At 31.3% G+C, this 22,932-nt stretch carries 36 protein-coding genes and 1 pseudogene; 30 read left to right on the top strand and 7 right to left on the bottom strand.

Translation table 11 applies throughout. The annotated features are described in order from the left end of the window. Position 1 precedes the first annotated feature (1 nt). The 20 genes from ACUN28_RS13210 to ACUN28_RS13305 all read left to right on the top strand — a co-directional run bounded on the left by ACUN28_RS13210 (position 2) and on the right by ACUN28_RS13305 (position 13,343). Positions 2-229, top strand: coding sequence for an immunity protein Imm33 domain-containing protein (locus tag ACUN28_RS13210; protein WP_016087122.1), 228 nt, complete (start codon positions 2-4; stop codon positions 227-229). A gap of 105 nt (positions 230-334) precedes the next feature. Continuing rightward, positions 335-730, top strand: coding sequence for an immunity 22 family protein (locus ACUN28_RS13215; RefSeq protein WP_000445625.1), 396 nt, complete (start codon positions 335-337; stop codon positions 728-730). 137 nt (positions 731-867) lie between these two features. Further along, positions 868-1,284 (top strand): hypothetical protein, encoded by a 417-nt coding sequence (locus ACUN28_RS13220; protein WP_016087123.1) that lies wholly within the window; start codon positions 868-870, stop codon positions 1,282-1,284. 307 nt (positions 1,285-1,591) lie between these two features. After that, positions 1,592-2,248 (top strand): SMI1/KNR4 family protein, encoded by a 657-nt coding sequence (locus tag ACUN28_RS13225; protein ID WP_000177836.1) that lies wholly within the window; start codon positions 1,592-1,594, stop codon positions 2,246-2,248. 335 nt (positions 2,249-2,583) lie between these two features. Further along, on the top strand, positions 2,584-3,087 hold the full coding sequence (locus ACUN28_RS13230; RefSeq protein ID WP_016087124.1) for a hypothetical protein: 504 nt from the start codon (positions 2,584-2,586) through the stop codon (positions 3,085-3,087). 119 nt (positions 3,088-3,206) lie between these two features. After that, positions 3,207-3,860, top strand: a complete 654-nt coding sequence (locus ACUN28_RS13235) for an SMI1/KNR4 family protein (RefSeq protein ID WP_016087125.1) — start codon at positions 3,207-3,209, stop codon at positions 3,858-3,860. Positions 3,861-3,932: 72 nt separating this feature from the next. After that, on the top strand, positions 3,933-4,400 hold the full coding sequence (locus ACUN28_RS13240; RefSeq protein WP_016087126.1) for a DUF2004 domain-containing protein: 468 nt from the start codon (positions 3,933-3,935) through the stop codon (positions 4,398-4,400). A 28-nt stretch (positions 4,401-4,428) separates the two neighbouring features. Beyond that, entirely contained in the window at positions 4,429-4,884 is a 456-nt protein-coding gene (locus tag ACUN28_RS13245) for an immunity protein YezG family protein (RefSeq protein WP_016087127.1), read from the top strand. Between the two features lie 56 nt (positions 4,885-4,940). Continuing rightward, complete coding sequence (locus tag ACUN28_RS13250) at positions 4,941-5,465, top strand: hypothetical protein (protein WP_016087128.1); 525 nt, start codon at positions 4,941-4,943, stop codon at positions 5,463-5,465. Positions 5,466-5,552: 87 nt separating this feature from the next. Next, complete coding sequence (locus tag ACUN28_RS13255; RefSeq protein WP_016087129.1) at positions 5,553-6,020, top strand: Imm30 family immunity protein; 468 nt, start codon at positions 5,553-5,555, stop codon at positions 6,018-6,020. A gap of 12 nt (positions 6,021-6,032) precedes the next feature. Further along, the gene (locus ACUN28_RS13260) at positions 6,033-6,572 is read left to right on the top strand and encodes a T6SS immunity protein Tdi1 domain-containing protein (protein ID WP_000411576.1); all 540 of its coding nucleotides are present in this window, start codon (positions 6,033-6,035) and stop codon (positions 6,570-6,572) included. 85 nt (positions 6,573-6,657) lie between these two features. Beyond that, the gene (locus ACUN28_RS13265; protein ID WP_016087130.1) at positions 6,658-7,017 is read left to right on the top strand and encodes an immunity protein YezG family protein; all 360 of its coding nucleotides are present in this window, start codon (positions 6,658-6,660) and stop codon (positions 7,015-7,017) included. Between the two features lie 423 nt (positions 7,018-7,440). After that, complete coding sequence (locus tag ACUN28_RS13270; protein ID WP_016087131.1) at positions 7,441-9,204, top strand: VaFE repeat-containing surface-anchored protein; 1,764 nt, start codon at positions 7,441-7,443, stop codon at positions 9,202-9,204. 238 nt (positions 9,205-9,442) lie between these two features. Next, complete coding sequence (locus ACUN28_RS13275) at positions 9,443-9,718, top strand: hypothetical protein (RefSeq protein WP_016087132.1); 276 nt, start codon at positions 9,443-9,445, stop codon at positions 9,716-9,718. 72 nt (positions 9,719-9,790) lie between these two features. Next, positions 9,791-10,360 carry an imm11 family protein gene (locus ACUN28_RS13280; RefSeq protein WP_016087133.1) on the top strand — a complete coding sequence of 190 codons (570 nt, stop codon included), beginning with the start codon at positions 9,791-9,793 and terminating at the stop codon, positions 10,358-10,360. 143 nt (positions 10,361-10,503) lie between these two features. Next, entirely contained in the window at positions 10,504-10,938 is a 435-nt protein-coding gene (locus ACUN28_RS13285; protein WP_016087134.1) for an SMI1/KNR4 family protein, read from the top strand. 102 nt (positions 10,939-11,040) lie between these two features. After that, positions 11,041-11,511, top strand: coding sequence for an Imm30 family immunity protein (locus ACUN28_RS13290; RefSeq protein ID WP_016087135.1), 471 nt, complete (start codon positions 11,041-11,043; stop codon positions 11,509-11,511). Positions 11,512-11,765: 254 nt separating this feature from the next. Continuing rightward, on the top strand, positions 11,766-12,221 hold the full coding sequence (locus tag ACUN28_RS13295) for a YrhA family protein (protein WP_016087136.1): 456 nt from the start codon (positions 11,766-11,768) through the stop codon (positions 12,219-12,221). Positions 12,222-12,280: 59 nt separating this feature from the next. Then, the gene (locus ACUN28_RS13300) at positions 12,281-12,778 is read left to right on the top strand and encodes an ankyrin repeat domain-containing protein (RefSeq protein ID WP_016087137.1); all 498 of its coding nucleotides are present in this window, start codon (positions 12,281-12,283) and stop codon (positions 12,776-12,778) included. A gap of 91 nt (positions 12,779-12,869) precedes the next feature. After that, complete coding sequence (locus ACUN28_RS13305) at positions 12,870-13,343, top strand: Imm30 family immunity protein (protein ID WP_016087138.1); 474 nt, start codon at positions 12,870-12,872, stop codon at positions 13,341-13,343. A 184-nt stretch (positions 13,344-13,527) separates the two neighbouring features. Here the strand turns inward: ACUN28_RS13305 and ACUN28_RS13310 are convergent, their stop codons facing one another. Beyond that, the gene (locus ACUN28_RS13310) at positions 13,528-13,782 is read right to left on the bottom strand and encodes a SunI/YnzG family protein (RefSeq protein ID WP_000900622.1); all 255 of its coding nucleotides are present in this window, start codon (positions 13,780-13,782) and stop codon (positions 13,528-13,530) included. 312 nt (positions 13,783-14,094) lie between these two features. Here ACUN28_RS13310 and ACUN28_RS13315 point away from each other — a divergent pair, with 312 nt between their 5' ends. Next, positions 14,095-14,427, top strand: coding sequence for a DUF3895 domain-containing protein (locus ACUN28_RS13315; protein ID WP_016087139.1), 333 nt, complete (start codon positions 14,095-14,097; stop codon positions 14,425-14,427). A gap of 96 nt (positions 14,428-14,523) precedes the next feature. Continuing rightward, a complete protein-coding gene (locus tag ACUN28_RS13320; RefSeq protein ID WP_016087140.1) occupies positions 14,524-14,880 on the top strand; it encodes an Imm3 family immunity protein in 357 nt (118 codons plus the stop codon). Between the two features lie 251 nt (positions 14,881-15,131). Here ACUN28_RS13320 and ACUN28_RS13325 read toward each other — a convergent pair whose 3' ends face one another. The 6 genes from ACUN28_RS13325 to ACUN28_RS13350 all read right to left on the bottom strand — a co-directional run bounded on the left by ACUN28_RS13325 (position 15,132) and on the right by ACUN28_RS13350 (position 17,614). After that, entirely contained in the window at positions 15,132-15,518 is a 387-nt protein-coding gene (locus ACUN28_RS13325; protein WP_016087141.1) for a DUF1433 domain-containing protein, read from the bottom strand. An 83-nt stretch (positions 15,519-15,601) separates the two neighbouring features. Next, positions 15,602-15,844 carry a DUF1433 domain-containing protein gene (locus ACUN28_RS13330; protein WP_048894624.1) on the bottom strand — a complete coding sequence of 81 codons (243 nt, stop codon included), beginning with the start codon at positions 15,842-15,844 and terminating at the stop codon, positions 15,602-15,604. 8 nt (positions 15,845-15,852) lie between these two features. Beyond that, positions 15,853-16,239 carry a DUF1433 domain-containing protein gene (locus tag ACUN28_RS13335; protein ID WP_016087143.1) on the bottom strand — a complete coding sequence of 129 codons (387 nt, stop codon included), beginning with the start codon at positions 16,237-16,239 and terminating at the stop codon, positions 15,853-15,855. A gap of 83 nt (positions 16,240-16,322) precedes the next feature. Then, complete coding sequence (locus ACUN28_RS13340; protein WP_033660096.1) at positions 16,323-16,700, bottom strand: DUF1433 domain-containing protein; 378 nt, start codon at positions 16,698-16,700, stop codon at positions 16,323-16,325. Between the two features lie 76 nt (positions 16,701-16,776). Further along, positions 16,777-17,154 (bottom strand): DUF1433 domain-containing protein, encoded by a 378-nt coding sequence (locus tag ACUN28_RS13345; RefSeq protein ID WP_016087145.1) that lies wholly within the window; start codon positions 17,152-17,154, stop codon positions 16,777-16,779. A gap of 76 nt (positions 17,155-17,230) precedes the next feature. Beyond that, positions 17,231-17,614, bottom strand: a complete 384-nt coding sequence (locus ACUN28_RS13350; protein ID WP_016087146.1) for a DUF1433 domain-containing protein — start codon at positions 17,612-17,614, stop codon at positions 17,231-17,233. Positions 17,615-17,672: 58 nt separating this feature from the next. Here ACUN28_RS13350 and ACUN28_RS13355 point away from each other — a divergent pair, with 58 nt between their 5' ends. From ACUN28_RS13355 to ACUN28_RS13390, 8 genes and pseudogenes are all read left to right on the top strand, one after another. After that, positions 17,673-18,854, top strand: a complete 1,182-nt coding sequence (locus ACUN28_RS13355; protein WP_016087147.1) for a hypothetical protein — start codon at positions 17,673-17,675, stop codon at positions 18,852-18,854. Positions 18,855-18,866: 12 nt separating this feature from the next. Next, a complete protein-coding gene (locus ACUN28_RS13360; RefSeq protein WP_016087148.1) occupies positions 18,867-19,250 on the top strand; it encodes a hypothetical protein in 384 nt (127 codons plus the stop codon). 195 nt (positions 19,251-19,445) lie between these two features. Further along, a pseudogene (locus tag ACUN28_RS13365) lies at positions 19,446-19,616 on the top strand (pentapeptide repeat-containing protein); the annotation flags it as partial. Between the two features lie 190 nt (positions 19,617-19,806). Then, the gene (locus tag ACUN28_RS13370; RefSeq protein WP_016087150.1) at positions 19,807-20,265 is read left to right on the top strand and encodes a toxin-antitoxin system YwqK family antitoxin; all 459 of its coding nucleotides are present in this window, start codon (positions 19,807-19,809) and stop codon (positions 20,263-20,265) included. 180 nt (positions 20,266-20,445) lie between these two features. Beyond that, on the top strand, positions 20,446-20,934 hold the full coding sequence (locus ACUN28_RS13375) for an SMI1/KNR4 family protein (protein WP_016087151.1): 489 nt from the start codon (positions 20,446-20,448) through the stop codon (positions 20,932-20,934). A gap of 61 nt (positions 20,935-20,995) precedes the next feature. Then, positions 20,996-21,784, top strand: a complete 789-nt coding sequence (gene imm47 / locus ACUN28_RS13380; protein ID WP_016087152.1) for an Imm47 family immunity protein — start codon at positions 20,996-20,998, stop codon at positions 21,782-21,784. 117 nt (positions 21,785-21,901) lie between these two features. Further along, the gene (locus ACUN28_RS13385) at positions 21,902-22,360 is read left to right on the top strand and encodes a toxin-antitoxin system YwqK family antitoxin (protein ID WP_016087153.1); all 459 of its coding nucleotides are present in this window, start codon (positions 21,902-21,904) and stop codon (positions 22,358-22,360) included. Between the two features lie 82 nt (positions 22,361-22,442). After that, entirely contained in the window at positions 22,443-22,931 is a 489-nt protein-coding gene (locus tag ACUN28_RS13390; RefSeq protein WP_016087154.1) for an SMI1/KNR4 family protein, read from the top strand. Position 22,932 lies beyond the last annotated feature (1 nt).

The raw sequence follows: 22,932 nt of genomic DNA on the forward strand, positions 1-22,932 counted from the left end.
ATTGAGAGAAAATTTAATAGAAGCAGCAGATGATGGTTGGAAATTATTTTCGAAAATTGATGATGATTATATTAATAATTCTGAAAATTTAGCGTTGTGTGATTTTAATGCCGTAGCAAATATTGAACTGGCCATTCTGGGAATATACGAGCTACCAATAGGTAGTGATTTACAATTAGTTTCTGAAAATGGAAAAATAAGATTTATTAATAATTTAACTGGTGAATAATTGAAATATTTAAAAAGAATTTAAGAAGCTGATTACACTATATCTAAAACAGTGTGCCTAATTTATTACTATTAGAACATAGAAAAATTGGAAAGGAGGATTAATATGGAAAGTCCAGGAGTTGTTTCTCTTTGGTTTGGAAATTGTACTAGCAAAATGGTGTTAAGAAAGTATGTAGAAATAAAATATGATAATGAGGGGAACAGAATTCCTTCGTGTTTTATGACTGATTTTCAAATAGATTTCATTGAGTATAACCAAGACTTATTAGAATGTACATATAATGAACATGTTACATCGTCTTTGTCTGAATTACTACAGAATGCTTCGTATTCTGAATTAATTATAAGTGAACTTATAGACTTTTATGGTGAAAATTTAGAAGAACAATACAATACTGTCATTAGGTTATATGATTTTGAGTATGAAGAACTTGTTGAAGAAGCAAAACTGGATAGTAGGAACTTTAAGTATATAGGGTCGGTAATTTATGAAGATTAGAAATTTAATGTAATGACCACGTATATATATTACACCGGATTAAATGTATTAAAGTATTTTTTGAAGTAAAGAAAAGCCTTTCTTTTCAAAAGACAAAAGGTGCTTTTTTACATAGGTAATTTTGGAGGTAGATAGGAATGGCTTATGTAACAGGTGAAAAAGGTATCTTTATACAAAAATTAATGGATAAGAGTAATGAAGAGTTTGATAAAGGGAATTTAGAAGAGTCTGTTTTTTTATTGGAGCAAGCATGGGGAGAGCTTCCAAATGATAAAATAACTTATGATGAAAGTTTTTTAATAATATGGGGTATTTTAGATATCTCGATTTTATTAAGTGATGTTGAACGGATGAAAAAATGGGTTGATAAAATATTTGTCGCAGATCCTGAAAGAGGAGATACAGGCGAACGAGAATTTTGGGCTGGCAAGGTGGCTTATGAAGTAGGAGATTTCTCTAAAGCTAGAGGGTATTTAGAGATAGCTAATAAGAAATCTAGAGGTAGATGTTTTAGTATAGAGGATGGAGAGTATTTGATTTTTTTAAAGAGTTAATGAAATAATCTCCAATCGACTAAATTGAAGGATTTTAAAATGATATCGGGAGTTTCTAAGTTAGGAAGATGAAATATTAAAGGAGGTTTCACAGATCTTATAAACAATTTATTTATACCCTCGGCATAGTAGTCCTGCAAATACATATTCGGATATAAATTACTTTATTTTGATTGTATATACAGAATCTTCATATGAGGTAAAGAAAAAATAACAATATCTATTATTAATATTCTTGGCTTAGTTTGTTAGTAAACAACCAGATACAAAAGAATACATATAAAGTATAAATAGGGATGTAGTAAAAATGACAATGATACAATTTAATTCTTATCATCAAAAAGTAGAGATAAAGAGAAATTTAGAACTTATTAACTTAGAACATAAAAAAATTAGAGAGTATGTAAATTTTGATGTATGTTCTTTTGAGCAATTAGATGAATTTCAAGTAGGATACAGTATTGACACCGATGGAAACTCCCTTGTAACCGATGAGGAAGATACTTGGGACGCAAATTGGATTGTTATTGCATATGAAACTATGTGTGGAGATCCAATTATTATTGATTTAAGTGAGGAAAGATACCCTATATCTTCCATCATGCACGGAATGGACAGTTGGAGTGGTGGCGATTTTCTTGCAGATTCGATGGACTCATTTATTAATTTTATGAAAGATATAGGTGATTTTCTTACTGAGAAACAAGTGTTAGAAGGTAAAAGAATGATACAAACTAAAGAATTGGAAATATTGCTAAATGAGTTTTTGGAAAGAAATAAATTTACTGATTTTGAAATATGGCACTCTTTATTAAGTCCATTATTTGATATTGCAGAAGAATATGAGCAAACAATGGAGATAAAAGTAAAAAAGATGAAGGAAGAAGGAAAGAAAATAACGGAGATTGCTCACATGCTTAATATAAAACCTAAAGAAGTGTATGAGTATATTAAAAAAGTTTAATAGAAACTCTTCACTTTTAAGAGAATAATCAAGCACGATGAATGGAGTAATACAGGCAGAAAATGCTCGAATTTTTATAAAGCCGAAACAAAAAATCTGCTGAAGAAGAATCCATTTTGATCAATCTTTTTTTCAAAATGGATTCTTTTTATTTATTGTAAAACCTAGGATTAAGAGTTGTTTTTGATTAGACTTTAGGGCATTGGGTTTCGAGGCAGCTCTGCATGAGCAAAGATACTTACAAAAAATCAATGAAATTCAAATGAATATCCATAAGTGAATACAGTATGGAGAATGGGACTGAAGGACGAAGGACGCGGAAGGTGGATACAGGGATGAAGTATGGTGAAAATACTAAGTTAGTTGAGGAAGTTATCGAGTATATACAAAAAAGAAGCTTATTTGATAGGAATGATATAAAGTTACATGAATTATTACATGACATTGAAATGATTCATGATTTTGATAAAGCACAGGAATTGGCTTGGTCTCAAGATTTGGATGTTACCCAAATCGTTTGGGATGATATGAAATCGGATGAAAGTGCAAAATTATTAGAAGGAACTTATAACCCTAATATGGAATCAAAAAAAGAGATGTTATATGAAGTTTTTTCTGATAACTATAATTATTATCAGGCGTTTATTTCTATTGATCATATAAATATTCTTGAAGAAGTAGAAAGAGATCTTGAGATGTGTGCACTAAATCGTTTAGTAAATGGAAAAGTGGATAATTTTTATGAAAAGGTATTTAAGGTGTATAAAATGGGAGGATGGCCTTGTGGATGGAAAGGTGAGTACATGAAAGGGAAAATGATTGTCTACTTACCAAATTAAAAATGAAGGCTTACATACCGACATACTTTATGAATTTCATGAACTCTATTGCGAAACGATTATAGAGAGAGGACAGGCGATACGTTTAAATATCTTGATAGTTTAGGAGGGATTATTAAATGATTAATTTATTTAATATTCCAGATTTGATAGAAAAGTCAGCAGCGAGTGATATTGAAATTCAAGCAGTAGAAAATCGCATGAATGTTATATTACCTAATGTATATAAGGAATTATTCAGATGTACAAATGGCTTTTCAATAGGTGGTGGGTTACTTATTTATGGTACGGAGCATATTGCAGAAAGGAACGAGGTTTGGGAAGTAGATGAGTATGCGAGGGGGTATGTCTCAATTGGTGATGACGGTGGGGGTAATGTATTTTTAATGGCTCAACATGCAGAGGAAAAAGAGGTGGTAGTAATTGATTCTGGGGACATGAATCCAAGCCATGCTACTGTAATTACCACTGATTTTAAAAAATGGGTAAATAGTGGTTGTGTAAGTGAAATAGAACAGAAAACGATACATAAGTCGTCTGATATTTGTAATATAGTGTTAGTGAAAACTCCTAGTGAAGGTTTGAAAGATGTAATAAGAATAAAGAACGTATTAGGGCTTGAGATTTCCGCAATTGATTTGCTAAAGGGTTCAAAAAATCTGCCTTATATATTAGTAGAGAGATTTCCATACGGGAAGGCGAAAAAACTCATTGAAAAATTAGCAATTGATAGTACTATACTGAGTATAGAAACTACTGGAAAAAACAGTTAATATCAGAGGGTAACTTTCATACGAATAGAGAAATCGATATGGATCCAAGGGAGTAAATAGGGAGAGTTAAAAATGATTATAAATGATGCAGTTTTTGGTGAGATTGAGTATACATATGGATGGGTTAAGGACATTAACGTTGAATTTTGTGGAAAAGAAGTTGAAATAGCATTGATAGTAAAAGGTGAAGAAGACGGTAAGTTTGATGAAGGACAATATACTGCTTATAATTCATTATTGCAAAATTGGGAACAATTGCAGCAAGTTTTTTTACAAGCAATTTTAGACTATTACAAGCAAGAGCGTCAACAATTAGGGTATGATATTGGATTTAATGAAAATTATCCGTATATCGAAACTATTGACCAATTACTTAGGAGAATCACTTTAGTTGGAATTGTAGTCCCAAATGGAGATATTCATGAAGAGCGAGATATTGGGATAACTTTCGATTGTACGTGGGATACAGAGAATGGACTAGGAATACGTCTACTAAATGAAAAAGTAGCTGAAGTGGGGTATCAAGACGTTGCCATTTGAATTTTAATCTAAGGAGTGAAAAAGTAGTATGAAAGAATTTGAGGAAAAGTTTAGTGAATTGCAAGCTGATATGATATCTATATGCATGGAATATGTTGAAGATAGAGCGGATAAAGTGTACGTTTATGCTTCGCGTGAGGAAGGAATTATTTCGGGAAGTTTCTTTTATTGCATTAACAATAAGTATGTAGAACGTCATAAAGTAAATGATGCATTGGAAGATGAAGGCGGCAGATATGATGTGTCTATCAAAAGACAGTCTATGGCATTGCGCATTATATGTGAAGATATTGAGAAAATTGAAGAATTATGCAGAGGGTATGAGCGTGACATGCCAACTGAGATGAAATTGATATATGATGTTCAAAGTGGCAAGTTTAAAGCTCAATATAAGTATGATTTAGTATATACGAATGATGAAGTTAAAACAGCTAGCCATATTGCTGATGAGTGGTTTGATGAAGTGAAAAATAATAACCTTTAAAAGGGGTACAGTAATAGTTATATTTTAGTTAAATAGATAATGAGTGGGAGGAGAAAATGGAGAAATCAGTATTAGAAAAAATAGAATTAATTAAGGATATTTTAGGTAATAATCCATTTTGTTTGCTTATTGGTGAAATTATAGAGGTAGAAAAAATTTTTGATGAAAAATTAGAAGAAGGCCCATTGAAAGATTATAATTTTATTATAAAAAAATATGAAAGGTTGAACGGTGGAGTAATTACTATATATGGTCATCTAAAACGCGAAAGTATTCAATTTTATACGGAGGACATGCCAGGTGGTGCTGATAAGTGGATTTGTATAGGGAAAATTGAAAGGTATCCATTGTTTATTAATAAGATGAATGGAGAAGTTTCTTGTTTGTATGGAGATTTAAGTAATCAAAATTTTATTATTGAATCATATGGTGATTTTAATAATTTCTTACAACATTTTTATGTAGGAAAAAAATATTGTGAATTAGGTAATAAGTTTGTTCAATTTAGAGGGATTAGCGAAACTGTTGGTAGTAAAGAGGATGATTGGTATCAGTTATTAGAAAGTAATAATTTATTATAATAGATTAATTGAACGTATTATGAACACAATGATGTGGAAATATGTGGAAAATTATAATAATGATGTTGTAAAAAGGAGGAGAAGTAAATGGATTTTAATGAGAAAATCTCCATTTTATATAAAATGCGTTTTCTAGAGAATGAAGGGGATGATATTGAAGTTTTTGAGAGTATTCTCAATGAATTAGCGAATGAAGGGACAAATGATATAATTTCTGATCTTTGTATAATTTTTGAGGATGATATTGCTGAGCCATCAGCGGGTGACTACCTTATTGAAACGATTTTTTATATTGCTGAACATTCCGGGGTAGAGGAAGGGCTATACAAATTAGCTATTAGTATTCCTAAAATGTTACCTCATGCAGAATTCTGGGCGGAAAGAATTCATCGGACACTTTTACATTCAAAAGGTTTAGTCGTATCGTATATGAATGTTTTAGAAAATATAAATAGTTCAACAAAGCAAATAATTAAAGGGATTCTTCTTGAGATAAGAGAGGACGACCCAGATTTATATTTAGAACAAGTAAATTCAATCTTAGGGAAATTGTGATAAGGAGATATTATGGAAAAGATAAGTGATTTTATATGTTTCGAAAAGTCGTCACAAGAGATTGTTGAAAAGTATACAGGTAAAGTTCCTGAACAAATAATAGCTTTATGGAAACAATATGGATTTGGAAGTATGTTAAACGGATATTTAAGGTTGATAAATCCAGAAGAATACTTAGATATATTAAAGGAAAGTTATATCCGTTATGAAGAGGCTATCCCGGTTTTTACAACAGGTATGGGAGATATTCTTGTGTGGGAAAATAACTATTTATTATTACTTAAGTATCGAAAAGGTACGGTAGATGTAGCAGGTGGAAAATTTAAGTTTTTCTTTAAAAATACGAAAGATGACTATTTTTTAGAGAAAGTATTGGATTGGATGCCTTACAAACAGGCAATACACAGGTACGGAAGCCTTGAAATTGATGAATGTTTTGGGTACACACCGTTACTTCCATTAGGTGGATCAGAAAAAGTAGAAAACTTACAAAAGGTTAAACTTATCGAGCATGTTTATTTCATTACTCAATTTATAGGTCCAATAGAATAATGAACGAAGAAACTGGAGGCAAGATAAAGAGGCTTTCAGATTTATTATTTTGACAAAAGGATATTACTGTAAGGGAGTAAAGTAAATGAATGTAGAGAACGTGGAAAGTATTTATCAAAAAGTAGTTATGCAGTTAAACAGTATTATTCCAGAACCGTGGGAAAAAGTAATGGTATATTCAGAAGTTGATGAATATAGTGATTCGACGGTATTTTTCTACTATCCAAAAAATAAGCAGGAACCATGGACTAATGTAACATTTGAGTTATACTCTACTGGTAAGTTTGATGTTGAATTTGATTATACTTTATTAGAGGAAGAAAATAATTATAATCATTATGAGAGATTACTTATATGGAAGTATAAAAAGTTAAGAGTTTCTCCTGATGAAAAGAGAGAAAGTGATGTGAAACTAATTAGAGAATATATTCATACACAAAAATGATCTTTACTAGGGTTATAGATATAAGGTGTTTGAAAATAGATATCCTATGATAGCTGTCCTATCATAGGGTAGGTGTCTCATTTTTTACTGTATCGAATATCTCATCTCATACGTTTTTATACTTATTATCTATGGTTACACACAACTCATCGTTTACTCTTGCCAACAACCTATTTTCCTCAATGATTCTCACCGAATCATCTTTCATGTATAAATTAAATCGAGCACGTAATTCCTAGTTTGTTTCAGGAAATACGCTTCATTTCATAACAAGTCATTGGCAAATCCCAATAATCAAAATTTGGAAAATTAAACAAAATGTTAAAGTATGTAATTATTTGTTTTATAATGGAATTGTAGTTTGGTGAGAATATTGTAAATATTGAATTTTTTGTAATCTAAATCAAACAGGAGGGTGTAAATATGGGGAGGAAATATGTAATTAGGATTCTAGCTTTACTCTCTGTCATATCTCTTTTCTTTAACTTAATGTTACCAAAGGCTAGCGCAGAAATTGAAAAGATTCCATCATTGAAAACAACAGCTACAAACAAAGCTGATGGCGGAAAAGAGATGCATGCAAAGGAGTCTATCACGATCCAAGACAAAGTAGAGTACACTAACTTAGTTGTTGGTAAAGAGTATACTGTAAAAGGTAAACTAATGAATAAAGTTATTAACAAGCCATTATTAATTGAAGGAAAAGAAGTAACAGCTGAGACTAAGTTTACAGCAAAAGAAACGAATGGTTTTGTAACATTAGACTTTCCTTTCGTTGGTGCAGAACAACAAGGAAGAGAAGTGGTAGTGTTTGAAGAACTATATGAAAATGGTGTTTTAGTGGCAACTCATGCTGACATTAATGATGTAGGGCAAACGGTTCGATTCGTAGAACCAACAATAAAGACAACAGCAACAAACAAAGCGGATGGTGGAAAAGAGATGCATGCAAAAGATTCCATCACGATTCAAGATAAAGTGGAATACAAAGATTTAATCGTAGGGAAAGAATATGTTGTAAAAGGTAAACTAATGAACAAAGTTACGAACAAACCATTATTAATAGATGGAAAGGAATTAACAGCTGAGACTAAGTTTACAGCAAAAGAAAAGAACGGTTTTGTAACATTAGACTTTCCTTTCGTTGGTGCAGAGCAGCAAGGAAGAGAAGTGGTAGTGTTTGAAGAGGTATATCAAGACGGTGTATTAGTGGCGATTCAATCTGACATTAACGATGTGGGGCAAACGGTTCGATTTGTAGAACCAACAATCAAGACAACAGCGACAAACAAAGCAGACGGTGGAAAAGAGATGCATGCAAAAGATTCCGTCACGATCCAAAATAAAGTGGAATATAAGGACTTGATCGTAGGAAAAGAATATGTTGTAAAAGGTAAATTAATGAACAAGGTTATGAACAAACCATTATTAATAGATGGAAAGGAAGTAACAGCTGAGACTAAGTTTACAGCAAAAGAAAAGAATGGTTTTGTAACACTAGACTTTCCTTTCGTTGGTGCAGAGCAGCAAGGAAGAGAAGTAGTAGTGTTTGAAGAGGTATATCAAGACGGTGTTTTAGTGGCAGTTCAATCTGACATTAACGATGTAGGGCAAACAGTTCGATTCGTAGAACCAACAATCAAAACAACAGCAACAAACAAAGCAGATGGTGGAAAAGAGATACATGCAAACGAATCTGTCACGATCCAAGATAAAGTGGAATACAAAGACTTAATCGTAGGAAAAGAATATGTAGCAAAAGGTAAACTAATGGATAAAGCAACAAAGAAACCTTTACTAGTTGACGGTAAAGAAGTAGCAGTAGAATCTAAATTTACTGCAAAAGAGAAGAATGGTTCTATCACACTTGATTTCACATTTAATGCTTCTAAACTACAAGGTAAAGAAGTAGTAGTATTTGAAAAACTATATCAAGATGATATCTTAGTAGCAATCAACGTTGACATTGAAGATGCGGACCATACAGTGAAGTTCAAAATGGAAAAATTAGGAAAAACACAGCAGGAAAAGCCGCAATTAGAGCAACCTAAAACAGGAAAAACATCAAAAGCTGGAACATTACCAGCTACAGGTGGAAATATGTACTTTACGTGGTTCTCAGTCGGAGCCGGTCTTTTGTTATTAACTCTTGGAGCAATATTATTTATGAAACGTAGAAATGCATAATAATTAATTAGTCTTTTAGACAGAAGGTATGGATAGGAAATATAGTTATAAAGAAAGGCTCTCTTTTGATTCGTTTTTTCAAAAGAGGGTCTTTTCCTAGTAACATACTGGTTGGTAAACGAAATGTTACTAAGGAATAGATGTATAGAACTAGATACAAGTAATAGTTGAGGAAAGGCAATTGTTGGAGTGGTGAAAAATAGAAATAAAATTTATGATAATTAAATAGGAGGACATAGTGAACAAGAAAAGGCAGTTAATTCAACAAGTAAAAGTCGTGATACATAAGTTGGAGAAAGACTATGTGAAAGATATTAATAGTGGTATTTTACAATTAATATATAAAAGATATAAGAAAGCGTTAGAAATATTAGAGAATAACGAGGATATTAAGGGAATAACCATTGTGGGTGGCGTACGTGCATATATGGACAGTCACAATGATTATCCACATACATTATTAGAAGAATTACATAAAGCTGAAACAATCGCCAAAGAATTAACTAATAGATAGTGATAGAGGAAAAACAAGAAGTGGTCAAATAAGGGAGAAGTTTTGCAATGTTTAAGAATAAGGAGAGCTATTATGAAGATATGGCAACTAACAAATTTATTAGGCAATGATGAATTAACTACGTGTAATAAAAATGGACAAGAAGTATTTGAAGATGGATTTAATGGTATACCTATGCTTAGTACATGGAAACCTATTCAAATGAAAACATATAAACATATGGAAAAAGCTGATTTGTTAAGTTTTGAAGGAGAGTCATTTCCTACCCCACCTATTTTTACAAAAAAAGCTATACATATTTTAAATGATTTAATAGAGGATCAAGTAGAGTGTTTGCCACTATTGCATGAGACATATAGTTGTTATGCTGTAAATGTAACGAATATTTTTGAGTGTGTGGATCATAAAAAATCAGTTTCTACTAAATACGGTGGTTATGATGAGTTTATCTTTATCCCAGAAAAAGTAGAAAATCAGCATATATTTCGTAATGGTAACACGCAACATTCATTAGGAGATCTCCCTATTACATCTGTAGAAATATTTGTATCAGATGCTTTTAAAGAAAGAGTTACAAATAGTGGATTGAAAGGATTTCGTTTTAAATTAGTATGGGAATCTGATGAGAAAAATGATGAATAAGAAATAGAAAATAATCCAATGATACGCCCAACGTCAATAGAAGATTTTAAAACACATATTCAGTAGCATTTGACTTTAATCGAGAGAATACTTGTAAATAAAATAGAATTCAGCCTTTTTTCTAGTATAAGGGGGGATAGTTTGTGGGAAAAGATGAAATTGCAAACTTATTAGACAGTATGTTAGATAAAGAATTAGAGGATTTAGATTCCCCTTCAGATAATGATTGGAGGGAACTGGAGAAAAAATTTGGATGTCAATTTCCTAAAGAATTTAAATGCTTTATTGAACTAATGTCTGAATATGTATTTCCAGGGGATATTTTAAATGTTTCTAGTGGTAAGACGAACGGAAATGATACTATTGAATTTATTTATGATTATGAAATGAAAGAAGGTTTTTGGAAAAACGAACTAATCCCTTTTTATAGTATAGGTAATGGAGATTACTTTTGTCTTCATTCAAAAGAGAGCCAGCAAACGGGAGTTTACTTTTATTTTCATGAAGAACATGGTGTAACTAAGGAAGCCGATAATTTTGAAGAATGGTTAAATCAATTACCAATCTATTTGAATTAATAACTAAAGATAGATTTGTATTCTAGAAGTTAATTCTTTTATTAAACTATGAATTTTTTGAAACTCTTCAATAAACTCTACTCAAAGTATGGAGGGAAATAAATGTCATTAGAAAAAAAGATATCTATTTTAAAAAGAATACGTTTTCTGGAGCATGAAGATGATAGCATTGAGCTATTTGAAGAAATCTTAAATGAAATATTGCAAAAGGCAGATAATAAAGTAATTATTGATCTATGCAGTGCATTTCATGATGAAATAGATGAACCTTCGATTGTTGGTGATTTAATTGAATCGATTTTTTATATAATCGAAAAAAATGGAGTTGAAGATGGTTTAAGTAAAGTTATTGAAGGGATAAGTATTGTTTTGCCACAAGCTAAATATTGTGCTAAAAGGTTCTATAGAAGTCTTCTAGCTTCAGATGATTTTATTATTCCATTTATTAATGTATTGAAGAAGGCTAAAACTACAAATAAAGAAGGCGTTATTAAAATTTTGAAAGAAATAAGTGAGAAACAACCACAACAATATTTTGAAAAAGTTGATTTGATTTGTAAAGAGGTTATTTAATACTTTAATTATAAAATAACTCTAAAGTTTGCGTGTAGGATCATGAAAATAGCTTTAATATATTTCATTAAAATATCAATCTAGATAAATCATATGGTTAATACTAGCTAGAGTGGCTTCCAAAAATATTTGAATAGCACGCCAAAAGCAATGGGCAATTTGAAACCAATCCTTGTAATGGGGCGTACTATTGAGGATAACTTTGTGTAATTCTAGCCTAAAAAAGGATTGAATATTTATTAGAAGGTGAAGTTATGTGGAGAGAGAAGATTAATCATATATCCAAAATAGGAAAGAAACGAAATCGAAAACTCAATTTACCTATCAACGAAAAGGAGTTATCAAAATTTCGTAAATCTGTAGTAGAAAAATTTGGTGAAGATGTCCTGCCACAGCAGTACTATGAATTTTTACAAACAGTTAATGGAATTGAATTTAATGGATTAATAATATATGGGATTGACCAAAGTTTTTTAGATTTTAAGCCAATAAATCAGGTAGATAGTTTTTTTGATGCTAATGAAATATGGGAATCAATTAAAGACGAAGATGAACTGATTTTTTTCGGAGATTCAGATATAGCTTGGTATTGTTATAATGTTTCCAAAAAGAAATTTGTTGAACTAGACAAGCCTTCAGGCGAGCATATGGAAACTTTTTGCGATTTTGATACTATGCTTAAATCTGCTCTCTCAGCAGCACTTAGCTAAATGTATCGTAGTCAATGTCTAACTGTTTAATCTAGATGAAAATAGTGCAGGGGGATTCTATGGAAAGTAAGGGAAAAGCGATAAAAATCTATGATTTCATTAAAAAAGGGGCTATAGAACAAGCGAAAGAGATCATTATTACTGATAAAAGGTTGCTTGATTTTGTAACGCCTTATGGAACGTGGCTACATGCTGCAGCTAGAGCTGGTGAACTGGATATGATAAAATTTCTTGTTGAATCTGGTATGGATATTAACCTTAATGAAGGTGTACCAAAGTCAGCGCCTATTGCACATGCAGCTAGTGAAGGTGAAATTGGTATTGTAGAGTACTTATTTGATAATGGTGCAATATTAGATGTTAGTGACCCAAATAGAAATCCTCTATTCTCAGCGATTTATGGTGGGCATCTTAATATTGTAAAGTATCTTGTTCAGAATGGTATTGATAGTACTGTAAAGTATACAGGGGATACTATGAAAGAGATGGGAGCTTACGAATTTGCTATTGAAAGAGGAGAAGTAGAAATTGCTGAATATTTAAAAATGTACACTTGAGATGGAAGCCATATATTGATGTAATAGAAAAGTTGAAAACTAATGATCATATTAATTTAATTATCTAATTCATTTAAAAGGAGAAATTTATATGGACTATCAATCTGAGGTTAAGAGATTATATAGTTGTAGATTTTTAAAAAATCAATCGGAATGTGAAGAGTTTGACAGTGTATTAGAAAACTTAGCAGATTGTGATGATGAGAAGCTTATTAAAGAGTTGTGTATAGTATTTGAGGATGAAACACAAGAGGAAGAAGTTATGTTTGGTCTAGTTCATTTTATTGAAGATTTTGAAATGGGAAAATATCTAACAGAGATGCCTAAAGCTTTACCAAAAATGGTTGAGAGTGCAAAAGAGTGGGCAATGCTACTAAACATAAGAATTTTAAATAATGATTTATATAGAAGTGAGTATGCTAAAATTCTTGTAGGAATGAATAATGATATAAAACTAACAGTAATCAATTTGCTTAATGAAATTATTTCTGACGATCCTAAAAGATTCGAGGGCACTGCCAATGAGGTTCTTAGTCAATTACAAGGAGTTCATAAAAATAAATAAGAATTGTAGAACTACTGTATTATAGATAAAACTAAGAACACCCTAGCGAAAAGCTAGGGTGTTTGTGTTATATAGTTTCACCATATGCTTCCGAATTAGGAGCAGGAGTAATCAACGAATCTTTTGTAGCGTTTCCTATAATAGAATGTAGGCGTTTAACATTTAAATATAGGAAGAAAAACAATTAAGCTTTTATTTTATTTAAAATGGATACTCTATTAGTAGTGAATAGTAAATAATTTTGCTTTACTGTCTTAATTAAAATACGATCAGTTGTACCATATGCTGTTCCAATTCGGATTACGCTTTTTTCTTCAACACCAGCATATGTATTATCTTCCGTTACCTCAGTGATTTCACATAATGGAATATGAATTTTAGAGAATTGCCATGAAATAATTAGTTCATCTTTTGTTTTTTCAACATGAATACCTAACATATTACCAGAACCTTTCTATAATAAAATTTCACTCGTGCTATTTTATTATACAAATTTATAGATTGTATTTCTATTTTTTTACAGGGGTTATACGACTAACAACGAGAAAAATGTTCATAATTACTTTCATTCCTATTATAACGAATTCTACAATAGAAAACAGAACGTATATTTGGTATAATCAAAATATACTATATGAAACGATGTACATGAGTTTGAGATTTATGAAAAAGGTAAGTAATACATAATAATACATACGCTATAGGATTCAGTTCATGTTATACAAATCAATCGTTAGAAAGGAAAAGAAGTATGAATCAAATTTCATTCGAAGATTTGTTTGAAGAAGAAAACAAACGAGAAAAGGTGGAGGTAGCTGAGATTCCCGTACCTTTATCGCCCTTACAAAAGGACATTTTAGAATTAATTAATTCTGAAGAAATAAGTGCACTTGAGTTATGCGAACAATTAATACGAGCTGGTAAAATATCAGATGAAAGATTCACAACGAATAAGCCTAAAGCATATGGGCAAGTATGCTTACTATTAGAAGGGTTTGTTAAAGAAGAAAAGCTTATTTTTGTCAAAAGTGATGAGAAAAGAGATAGAGTATATAAATTGAAAGACGAAGATTCTAACGAATAAAATGTATAAAGTATGGTAATGAAATAAGGAAGTCCTCATATTTGTGTTGAAAGATTATTTTCACATAAGCGTGGGGATTTTTTTGAGGGAGGATGTATGAAAGATTGGGAGTATAATGAATTATTTCATGCAATTCGGGGGGCGTACGAAGAGTTATTAGATGAAGAGAGAGGGTATCGATATGCTATAGCAAAACTAGCGGATGAATTTGATAATGTAGGAAAGATTGAAGATGTTATCGTTGATACTGCCATAGGAGAAATAGCAGTCAATCATCATATGGTTTTTGTTGGGCGTGTTAAAGGTATAACAAAGAGGCTAAGTATGTTTAATCTTCAAGAGGCAGAAGGTGAATTGACAGTAGAGGAAATAAAAGATTTATCGATAAGAATAAATAATGTAATAGAAGAATTAAAAAATGTAAAGAGTGATTATAAATCTTTGGTTGAATAATTCATGTTTCTGCAAATGTAAGAGACATAGCTAAACAAGAGAATAGAAATCGCTGCATACATAAAACGTAAGATGGATGAGAGATAATAAAGGTTGGAAAAGGAATAAGACTAAAATAAAGAGATTGATAGGCATATGGTTATCAAATATAAAAAAATTATCTTATAGATAGTTAAATGGCTATTACTATATTACAAATAACCAACTTTTGGTTTATTTTTTATAGGAAAACAAAAGAGTAATCGTAAAGACTACTCTTGGATTTTTTTCTTTTCTTCCTTTTCAATTTCGGAAACGGATTTTTTTGGTTTTTTTACATAGTTATCGTATAGTTCCCCAGAACATCCAAAATCATCTTCAAAATCCTCTGTAGTACTAATATGAGCTATAAACCATAAATTTTCATCTTTATTGATATACCCTTTCAATTTAGGAACACCCATTGGACTTACATCCTGTTTTGTAAATGTAATCGATTTTACATCTTTAATATTATAATGAATATACTTCGTTACTCTTGCTTCTTGTATTTTCCAAAACTTTTCTTCTTGTTCTTTATGTTTTAAGTATTCCATTGTAAAAAAAACTCCTGCTATGAGTAACAAAGCAGATACAATCAAAATAACTACTTTCTTCATTAGAAATTCCCCTTATAAAAAACTTACCATTACATTCTTCTTAAAATGAGATAGGGAAGACAAGAGTAGTGCAGAGACTATTCTTATTTCTTTTCTTTCTCTTCCTTTTCAATTTTGGAAACGGATTTTTCCGGTTGTTTTATAAGTTTTCCTAGCTCACCAGAACGATCAAATTGATCTTCGAAATTTTCAGTAGTACTAATACGAGCTACAAAATCTAATTGTTGGTCATTATTTATATACCCTTTTAGTCTAGGAACGCCCATAGGACTAGTTTCGTGTTCTGTAAATGTAATCGATTTTACATCTTTAACATTATAATGAATATATTTTGCTACTCTTTTTTCTTTTCCTTCTCTTCTTTTTCAATTTCAGATACCGATTTTTCCGGTTTTTTCACATATTTATCATATAGTTCTCCAGAACAAGTGAATTGGTCTTCAAAGTTTTCAGTTGTACTTACACGAGCTATGAAATCTAATTCTTTATTATTATTTATATATCCTTTTAATCTAGGAACACCCATAGGACTTACACTCTTTTCTGTAAACGTAATAGATTTTACGTCCTGAATATTATAACAAATATACTTTTCTACACGTGCTTCTTGTACTTTCCAAAACTTTTCTTCTTGTTCTTTATGTTTTAAGTATTCCATTGTAAAATACCCACCTGCTATGAGTAACAAAGCAGATACAATCAAAATAAATACTTTCTTCATTAGAAAATCCCCTTATAAAAAACTTACCATTACATTCTTCTTAAAATGGGATAGGGAAGACAAGAGTAGTGCAGAGACTATTCTTACTTCTTTTCTTTCTCTTCCTTTTCAATTTCGGATACGGATTTTTCAGGATCTTTTATAAGTTTTCCTAATTCTCCAGAACGTCCAAAATGATCTTCAAAATTCTCTGTGGTACTAATACTTGCTACAAACCATAATTCTTGATCACCATTTATATATCCTTTTATAGTAGGGATTCCCATCGGGTTCACCTCATGTTTTGTAAACGTAGTAGATTTCACATCTTTAATATTATAATGAATATATTTTTCTACCCTTGTTTCTTGTGTTTTCCAAAATTTTTCTTCTTGTTCTTTATGTTTTAAGTATTCCATTGTAAAAAAAACTCCTGCTATGAGCACTATAGCAGATACAATCAAAATGACTATTTTCTTCATGGAAAATCCCCTTATAAAAAACTTACCAATGCATTCTTCATAAAATGAGACGGAGAAGAAAAGAGTAGTACAAAGACTACTCTTTTCTTTTTTCTTTCTCTTCTTTTTCAATTTCAGATACCGATTTTTCAGGGGCTTTTATAAGTTTCCCCAGTTCTCCAGAACGTCCAAAATCATCTTCAAAGTCTTTCGTTGTACTGATACTAGCACCGAACCATAATTCTTGATCACCATTTATATATCCTTTTATAGTAGGGATTCCCATCGGATTCACCTCATGTTTTGTAAACGTAATAGATTTCACATCTTTAATATTGTAATGAATATATTTTTCTACCCTTGTTTCTTGTGTTTTCCAAAACTTTTCCTCTTTTTCTTTTTGTTTTAAGTATTCCATTGTAAAATACCCTCCTGCTATAATACAAATAATGGATAAAATCATTACTTTCTTCATAAAAAATCCCCTTATAAAAAACTTACCATTGCACTCTTCTTAAAATAGGATACAGAAAATAAGAGTAGTGCAAAGACTACTCTTGATGTTTTTCTTTCTCCTCCTTTTCAATTTCGGATACCGATTTTTCAGGGTCTTTTATCAGTTTTCCTAATTTCCCAGAACGCGTAAATTGGCCTTCAAAGTTTTCAGTTGTACTTATACGAGCTATGAAATCTAATTCTTTATTATTATTTATATAGCCTTTTAATCTAGGGACTCCCATAGGACTTACACTCTTTTCTGTAAACGTAATCGATTTTACATCCTGAATATTATAACGAATATACTTTTCTACCCTTGCTTCTTGTACTTTCCAAAACTTTTCCTCTTCTTCTTTTTGTTTTAAGTATTCCATTGTAAAATACCCTCCTGCTATAATACAAATAATGGATAAAATAATTACCGTTTTTTTCTTCATAGAAAATCCCCTTGTATTTAAATATAGTTAAAATATACCATGAAACGAGTTGAAACATATGGGTGAATTTAAAAAGAATCCAATTGCGACAGATGAAAATTATTTCGAACTAGCAGATCAAGTTTATGATGACCAAGTTTTAGAAAAAGGTAAAGAAATAAAAATGGCAGATGGTAAAAAGTGGGTAGTTATAGAATCAATTGATGCAGATTGTCAAAAAGTAAAAAATGGATTAGAAGCTATCGCAGTAGTACCAGCAGACAAATATGATGAAAATGCAACACATTATGATGATATAATCCTAGCATTTCGTGGAACAGAGCCTACGCAATTAGCAGATTTCGAAACAGATATCGATCAGATTACGTTTGGAATTAAAACACATTCTAAAGTAATTACTCCAAGTAACAGTCAAACTATAAAACCTGATTCTGCAACATCATTTGATACTGGATTAAAATGGGCAAAAAATGACATCGTAGCAAAATATAACCCTTCTTCTCTTCATACTACTGGACATAGTAAAGGTGGTGCAGAAGCGGACCTTATCGCTGCAGAATTAGATTGTTATGCAACTACATGGGCTGCACCGAATCCCTATGGTGTACTAAGTCCTGAAGCAAAAAAACGAGTAAATGAAGGAAAAATGGAAAATAAAGCAACTGATTATACACATGAAAATGACCCGATTGGTAACCACACTCAATTCGGTGCACCTCTAATTGGTAAGCAATACACAGTGAGACAGAACGATACAAAACAAGGACTTTTTACACGTTTAACTATGGACGGACACGGCAGAGATACATTTATGGGATCCTTTCATTCAAATGGAAGCCCCATATTAAAATTAGAACCTGAAGATATTATAAAACAAGCAAAAAAAATTCAAACACTCAGCAATCGATTATCAGATATAGCAAAAAATATAGAAGAGTTTCAAAGAAGAGAAGCTGAAGCGGTTCAAAAGTTGAAAAGTCAATTAAAATATGAAACAGGGCCAGGTGGGAAATATCATCTATTAGAAGCATACGAAATAGATGAAGCCATCTCACGAATTGCTAAAACGAAAGAAGGTGGAAATGACTATTTTCACGATGTACACATGGCAGAAGAATTAATTCATCTTTTAAGAAAAGAACAAAAAAGTTTAAGTAGATTTGGGGACGAAATTAGTGATGCAGCAAATTCACTTAGGGATAAAGACAATCAATTAGCAGGGAATTTTCAGTTTAGATAAGGAGATAATTATATGATGGATTTTATGGGGGAAATTAAAAAGATAGAAAAGCAAATCGAAAGTGTTACAGGAGATTTAGCAGATCAGGTTGTTGAGGAGTTACAAGCTGCTAAAAAACAGATTGAAAGAGAAATGCAGCGTATGATGTTAAAAACAGAAGTAGGGTTTAAATCAATAGACATTATAAAAGAAGATACATATGCTCTTCAAAAAAACATAGGGGCATTTCATGATTTACAAACAAGTCTAAGAGATATAGCAGCAGAATTAGAGAAAAGTTTTGAAAGTAAAACTGGCAGTAAAATCAATGAAGAATTAAAAAAATATGAAAAACAAATTAACAACAACATTTTTAATGAACATGTTCACTTAGCAAACAGTTGTGGGAAAAAATAAGAGAAGAGGAAAAACTAAAGATAGTTTCTATTGCTTTAATTTACTGAAAGAGATGCACTGTGTAAATGAGAGGTTTGGATTGAACAGAAAAGTGTGTCTGGTGATAAGTTATATGAATGAATAGATAATACAAATTGTATAGAAATATATGAGTTCGTTGAAGGTGAGAGTGAATTAAGGGGAAAGGCTAGAGTAGGAAATTTTGAAAAAGCATATTTGGGAAATGTAAATTTAACAGGAGCGATCCTTTTAAATGGGGATTTTACGGATGCGAATTTCACTGGTGCTAAACTTGACGGTACAGTTTGGAAGGGAGCAAAGATAGAAGGAGCCAAGTTTAAAGGAAGTATGAAAAAGCAAATATGAAATATGGTGAGAAATAAATGAATTTTGAACATTTAAAGGCCTATGATGGATAGCATACGTTATAAACAAATATTAGAAAATACCTCTCATTGTATATAGAAATTACATAATAAAAATAGAAGTATATTACGATAAAAACTTACTTTTACATAACATAACCATTAGCTAATATTGTAAAGGAGGATTGAAGATGTTAAATGATGTGTTAACGAAGGAGTATATAATACAGAATGGCCTTGAGTTTGAAGAGTGTTTAGAATATGGGGGACCTTATGGGCTAGGAATAGTAGAGTGTGCAGATGATGATAAAGAAAAATTATTTACTGGCTTAGCTTATGATGTTTATGAGAATGGAAATATAGAATGTTATTTCTATGTAGAAAATGGTGTTAAACAAGGAGAGTATGTGGAGTTTTACATAGATGGAAATCTAAAAAGAATCAGCAATATGAATAGAAGCGCGGTTGAAGGCTACTATGTTGAATTTTTTCAAAACGGAATGAAGAAGCATGAGTCTGAATATATTGCGGGACGTGAAATGACTTTTAAAAAGTATGATGAACAAGGGAATGTTGTAAAACAAAAAATAGAACCAACTGAATTCGATATATTATATGCGGAAAAATTCAGTAGCGGTTTAAACACGTAAGGAACACTACATTAAAAATATTGAATATTAATAAAATAACGAATTATAATTCGACTGAGAGATAGTCATAGAAAGATATATAGGAAATGTGAAGAGGTATCGAAATATAGAAGTATGTTTATGGCGCGAACAAATATAAATGAAAAAAAGACTTGAGGAGATTCAGTGGGGTGGTAGGAGATGAATAAAGTAGAATGGAGATCACCAGATAAGCCTTTATTGCGAGAAAATGTAAAGAATGTTGAAAAAGAGTTGGGCATTCATTTTCCTTTAGATTATATAGAATGTGTAATGAAGAATAACGGAGCACATGTTAGCCCAGAAGTATTTGAAGTTGAGGGGAAGAGAAAAGTTTTTGGTACATTACTAACTTATGATATGGATGATGATGAAAATATTATTGAGGTATTCAATGACTACAATGACACATTACCGATTGCATTGGTGCCATTTGCATTTGACCCAGCAGGAAATTTAATTTGCTTTGATTATAAAAATCATGAGGAAGATCCAATTGTCGTCTTTTGGGAACATGAGGGGGCATGGGAAAAGAAAACATTGATGGAAAGCGAAGGGATTACGGCTAAGGAAGCAGAGGAAGTAGCGAGAGAAAATGTATTCTATATTGCTAATAATTTTACGGAGTTTTTAAATAAGTTACATGATTAATAATATTATTCATATGAAATGGTTCGTATAAATGTAAGCAGCAATAAAAGGCGGGAGAATGATGGATTTAGAACATTTAAAAAAAGATATTTGGTATGGAGAAGTTTCTAATCATACAATTAAAACTCTTAAGTCTAACTTAAGGGATAGTGTAACAGAGACAGAATGCTTTATTTTAATTAACGAATTATTAAAGTTAGGTGATTTCTCCGTTAAGGGATTACTAATTGAACTTATGAATAGTACTCGAAATGGGCTTGTTTTACATTTATGCACTAGACTATTTTGTTCAGTAGCTACTCACGATGATTTATTAGAAACGAATAATTTGAAATTCCTTTCAAGTGCTTCAGAGGATGGAGTTCATAATTTTGTAGTAAGTGCTGGTGAAACTCTTTCATATCATGTAGTACCATATCTTTTAGCGTTACTAGAAGAGTGGGAAGATACCTTTGTTGAAAAAGCTATAAGAAATGAACTTTCATGGATGCTTGGAATGGAGGACGAGTATTATGAAGTACCGTTAGAAGAATTTAATGAAGCTTATTTTGGTTTTATCGAAAATAACGATACGCAAGAATATTATTATCGTAATAGACTATCTTTTCCTGGAGATTTGGCAAAGGAGTTAGTTTCGGAAGTTATGAGTTCTTTAAGAGATAGAACTACTTATAATGTTGTTACTATACCTTCCGTTTTATCAATTTGGAGTGGAATCAAATGTCCAATTCAATACGATACGATAATAACAGATGAAAAAAATAGAGAGTTGATTTCATATATCGATGTTCTAACAGAGAAAGAATGGAAGATTGGTAAAAAGTATTTTTATGGACATGTAGTCGTATAAGAAAACGATATATGTGATGAATATAAAACCATTCTATGGCACTCTGTTAAGGAGTGATTTTTACTATAACGGAAAGCTTTGATTGTTGTTTAGAGGTGAATAAAATTGGAGAATAAGATGGATGTACTAAGTAAAAAATACGTATTAGAGCATGGAATAAATTTTGATGAGGAACTATGGTTTACCTCATCCAGTGATGAAGTGCTAGATAAGCCAGAAGAAAAGAATGGGAAACCTTTTACTGGTTTAGCATATGAGTTATATGACAATGGCACCCTAGCGTATTATTGTTACTATAGGGATGGTTTTAAAGAAGGGAATTATGTTAAGTTTTATCAGAGCGGAAAAGTGAAAACTACGGATTACATGATAAAAGGACAGACAAGAGGGATACGGAAAAAATGGTATGAATGCGAAGTACTCAAATATGAAGGGGAATTTAAGTTTGGCATTTGCTTACATTATACAGAATGGGATAAACATGGGGATGTAATTAGCAAAAAAGTTGCACCGACAAAAGAGGAATTAGCATTCATCAACCGATGCTCTAAACGAGAAGATAATCCGTTGATATAAAAATTACAATATATTATTGGTAACATATAGGACAGTTTGTAAAATTACTTAAGAGTAAATAACCATGGGGTGATGGAACTTGGTGAGAAAAGTAGAATGGCAATTTGCTGATGAAGCTGTAAATGAAGATCTTGTGAGAGAGATTAGTAATAAAATAGGTTTTAAATTTCCAATTGATTATATAAAATGTGTAGCTGTAAATAATGGTGCCAATGTAGAACCAGAATTATTTAATGTGAATAATCACGAAAGAATTTTCGGTACTTTATTATCTTTTAATGAAAATAGTGATGAATATATAGTTGATGTATATAGTGACTTTATCGATACATTACCTAAAGAATTATTTCCTTTCGCATTTGACCCAGCAGGAAATTTAATTTGCTTTGATTATAAAAATCATGAAGAAGATCCAATTGTCGTCTTTTGGGAACATGAGGGAGCATGGGAAAAGGAAACATTGATGGAAAGTGAAGGGATTACGGCTGAGGAAGCAGAGGAAGTAGCGAGAGAAAATGTATTCTATATTGCTAATAATTTTACGGAGTTTTTGAATAAGTTACATGATTAGA

The sequence above is a fragment of the Bacillus sp. WC2507 genome, from assembly GCF_052656125.1.

Coding starts and splice junctions, on each gene's coding strand:
- ACUN28_RS13340 (WP_033660096.1), bottom strand. CDS start 16,700: ATGAAGAAAATAGTCATTTTGATTGTATCTGCTATAGTGCTCATAGCA.
- ACUN28_RS13235 (WP_016087125.1), top strand. CDS start 3,207: ATGATTAATTTATTTAATATTCCAGATTTGATAGAAAAGTCAGCAGCG.
- ACUN28_RS13355 (WP_016087147.1), top strand. CDS start 17,673: ATGGGTGAATTTAAAAAGAATCCAATTGCGACAGATGAAAATTATTTC.
- ACUN28_RS13300 (WP_016087137.1), top strand. CDS start 12,281: ATGGAAAGTAAGGGAAAAGCGATAAAAATCTATGATTTCATTAAAAAA.
- ACUN28_RS13260 (WP_000411576.1), top strand. CDS start 6,033: ATGGAAAAGATAAGTGATTTTATATGTTTCGAAAAGTCGTCACAAGAG.
- ACUN28_RS13305 (WP_016087138.1), top strand. CDS start 12,870: ATGGACTATCAATCTGAGGTTAAGAGATTATATAGTTGTAGATTTTTA.
- ACUN28_RS13385 (WP_016087153.1), top strand. CDS start 21,902: ATGGATGTACTAAGTAAAAAATACGTATTAGAGCATGGAATAAATTTT.
- ACUN28_RS13325 (WP_016087141.1), bottom strand. CDS start 15,518: ATGAAGAAAGTAGTTATTTTGATTGTATCTGCTTTGTTACTCATAGCA.
- ACUN28_RS13350 (WP_016087146.1), bottom strand. CDS start 17,614: ATGAAGAAAAAAACGGTAATTATTTTATCCATTATTTGTATTATAGCA.
- ACUN28_RS13280 (WP_016087133.1), top strand. CDS start 9,791: ATGAAGATATGGCAACTAACAAATTTATTAGGCAATGATGAATTAACT.
- ACUN28_RS13225 (WP_000177836.1), top strand. CDS start 1,592: ATGACAATGATACAATTTAATTCTTATCATCAAAAAGTAGAGATAAAG.
- ACUN28_RS13345 (WP_016087145.1), bottom strand. CDS start 17,154: ATGAAGAAAGTAATGATTTTATCCATTATTTGTATTATAGCAGGAGGG.
- ACUN28_RS13240 (WP_016087126.1), top strand. CDS start 3,933: ATGATTATAAATGATGCAGTTTTTGGTGAGATTGAGTATACATATGGA.
- ACUN28_RS13370 (WP_016087150.1), top strand. CDS start 19,807: ATGTTAAATGATGTGTTAACGAAGGAGTATATAATACAGAATGGCCTT.
- imm47 (WP_016087152.1), top strand. CDS start 20,996: ATGGATTTAGAACATTTAAAAAAAGATATTTGGTATGGAGAAGTTTCT.
- ACUN28_RS13215 (WP_000445625.1), top strand. CDS start 335: ATGGAAAGTCCAGGAGTTGTTTCTCTTTGGTTTGGAAATTGTACTAGC.
- ACUN28_RS13270 (WP_016087131.1), top strand. CDS start 7,441: ATGGGGAGGAAATATGTAATTAGGATTCTAGCTTTACTCTCTGTCATA.
- ACUN28_RS13320 (WP_016087140.1), top strand. CDS start 14,524: ATGAAAGATTGGGAGTATAATGAATTATTTCATGCAATTCGGGGGGCG.
- ACUN28_RS13265 (WP_016087130.1), top strand. CDS start 6,658: ATGAATGTAGAGAACGTGGAAAGTATTTATCAAAAAGTAGTTATGCAG.
- ACUN28_RS13245 (WP_016087127.1), top strand. CDS start 4,429: ATGAAAGAATTTGAGGAAAAGTTTAGTGAATTGCAAGCTGATATGATA.
- ACUN28_RS13360 (WP_016087148.1), top strand. CDS start 18,867: ATGATGGATTTTATGGGGGAAATTAAAAAGATAGAAAAGCAAATCGAA.
- ACUN28_RS13310 (WP_000900622.1), bottom strand. CDS start 13,782: ATGTTAGGTATTCATGTTGAAAAAACAAAAGATGAACTAATTATTTCA.
- ACUN28_RS13290 (WP_016087135.1), top strand. CDS start 11,041: ATGTCATTAGAAAAAAAGATATCTATTTTAAAAAGAATACGTTTTCTG.
- ACUN28_RS13315 (WP_016087139.1), top strand. CDS start 14,095: ATGAATCAAATTTCATTCGAAGATTTGTTTGAAGAAGAAAACAAACGA.
- ACUN28_RS13295 (WP_016087136.1), top strand. CDS start 11,766: ATGTGGAGAGAGAAGATTAATCATATATCCAAAATAGGAAAGAAACGA.
- ACUN28_RS13375 (WP_016087151.1), top strand. CDS start 20,446: ATGAATAAAGTAGAATGGAGATCACCAGATAAGCCTTTATTGCGAGAA.
- ACUN28_RS13335 (WP_016087143.1), bottom strand. CDS start 16,239: ATGAAGAAAGTATTTATTTTGATTGTATCTGCTTTGTTACTCATAGCA.
- ACUN28_RS13230 (WP_016087124.1), top strand. CDS start 2,584: ATGAAGTATGGTGAAAATACTAAGTTAGTTGAGGAAGTTATCGAGTAT.
- ACUN28_RS13255 (WP_016087129.1), top strand. CDS start 5,553: ATGGATTTTAATGAGAAAATCTCCATTTTATATAAAATGCGTTTTCTA.
- ACUN28_RS13250 (WP_016087128.1), top strand. CDS start 4,941: ATGGAGAAATCAGTATTAGAAAAAATAGAATTAATTAAGGATATTTTA.
- ACUN28_RS13220 (WP_016087123.1), top strand. CDS start 868: ATGGCTTATGTAACAGGTGAAAAAGGTATCTTTATACAAAAATTAATG.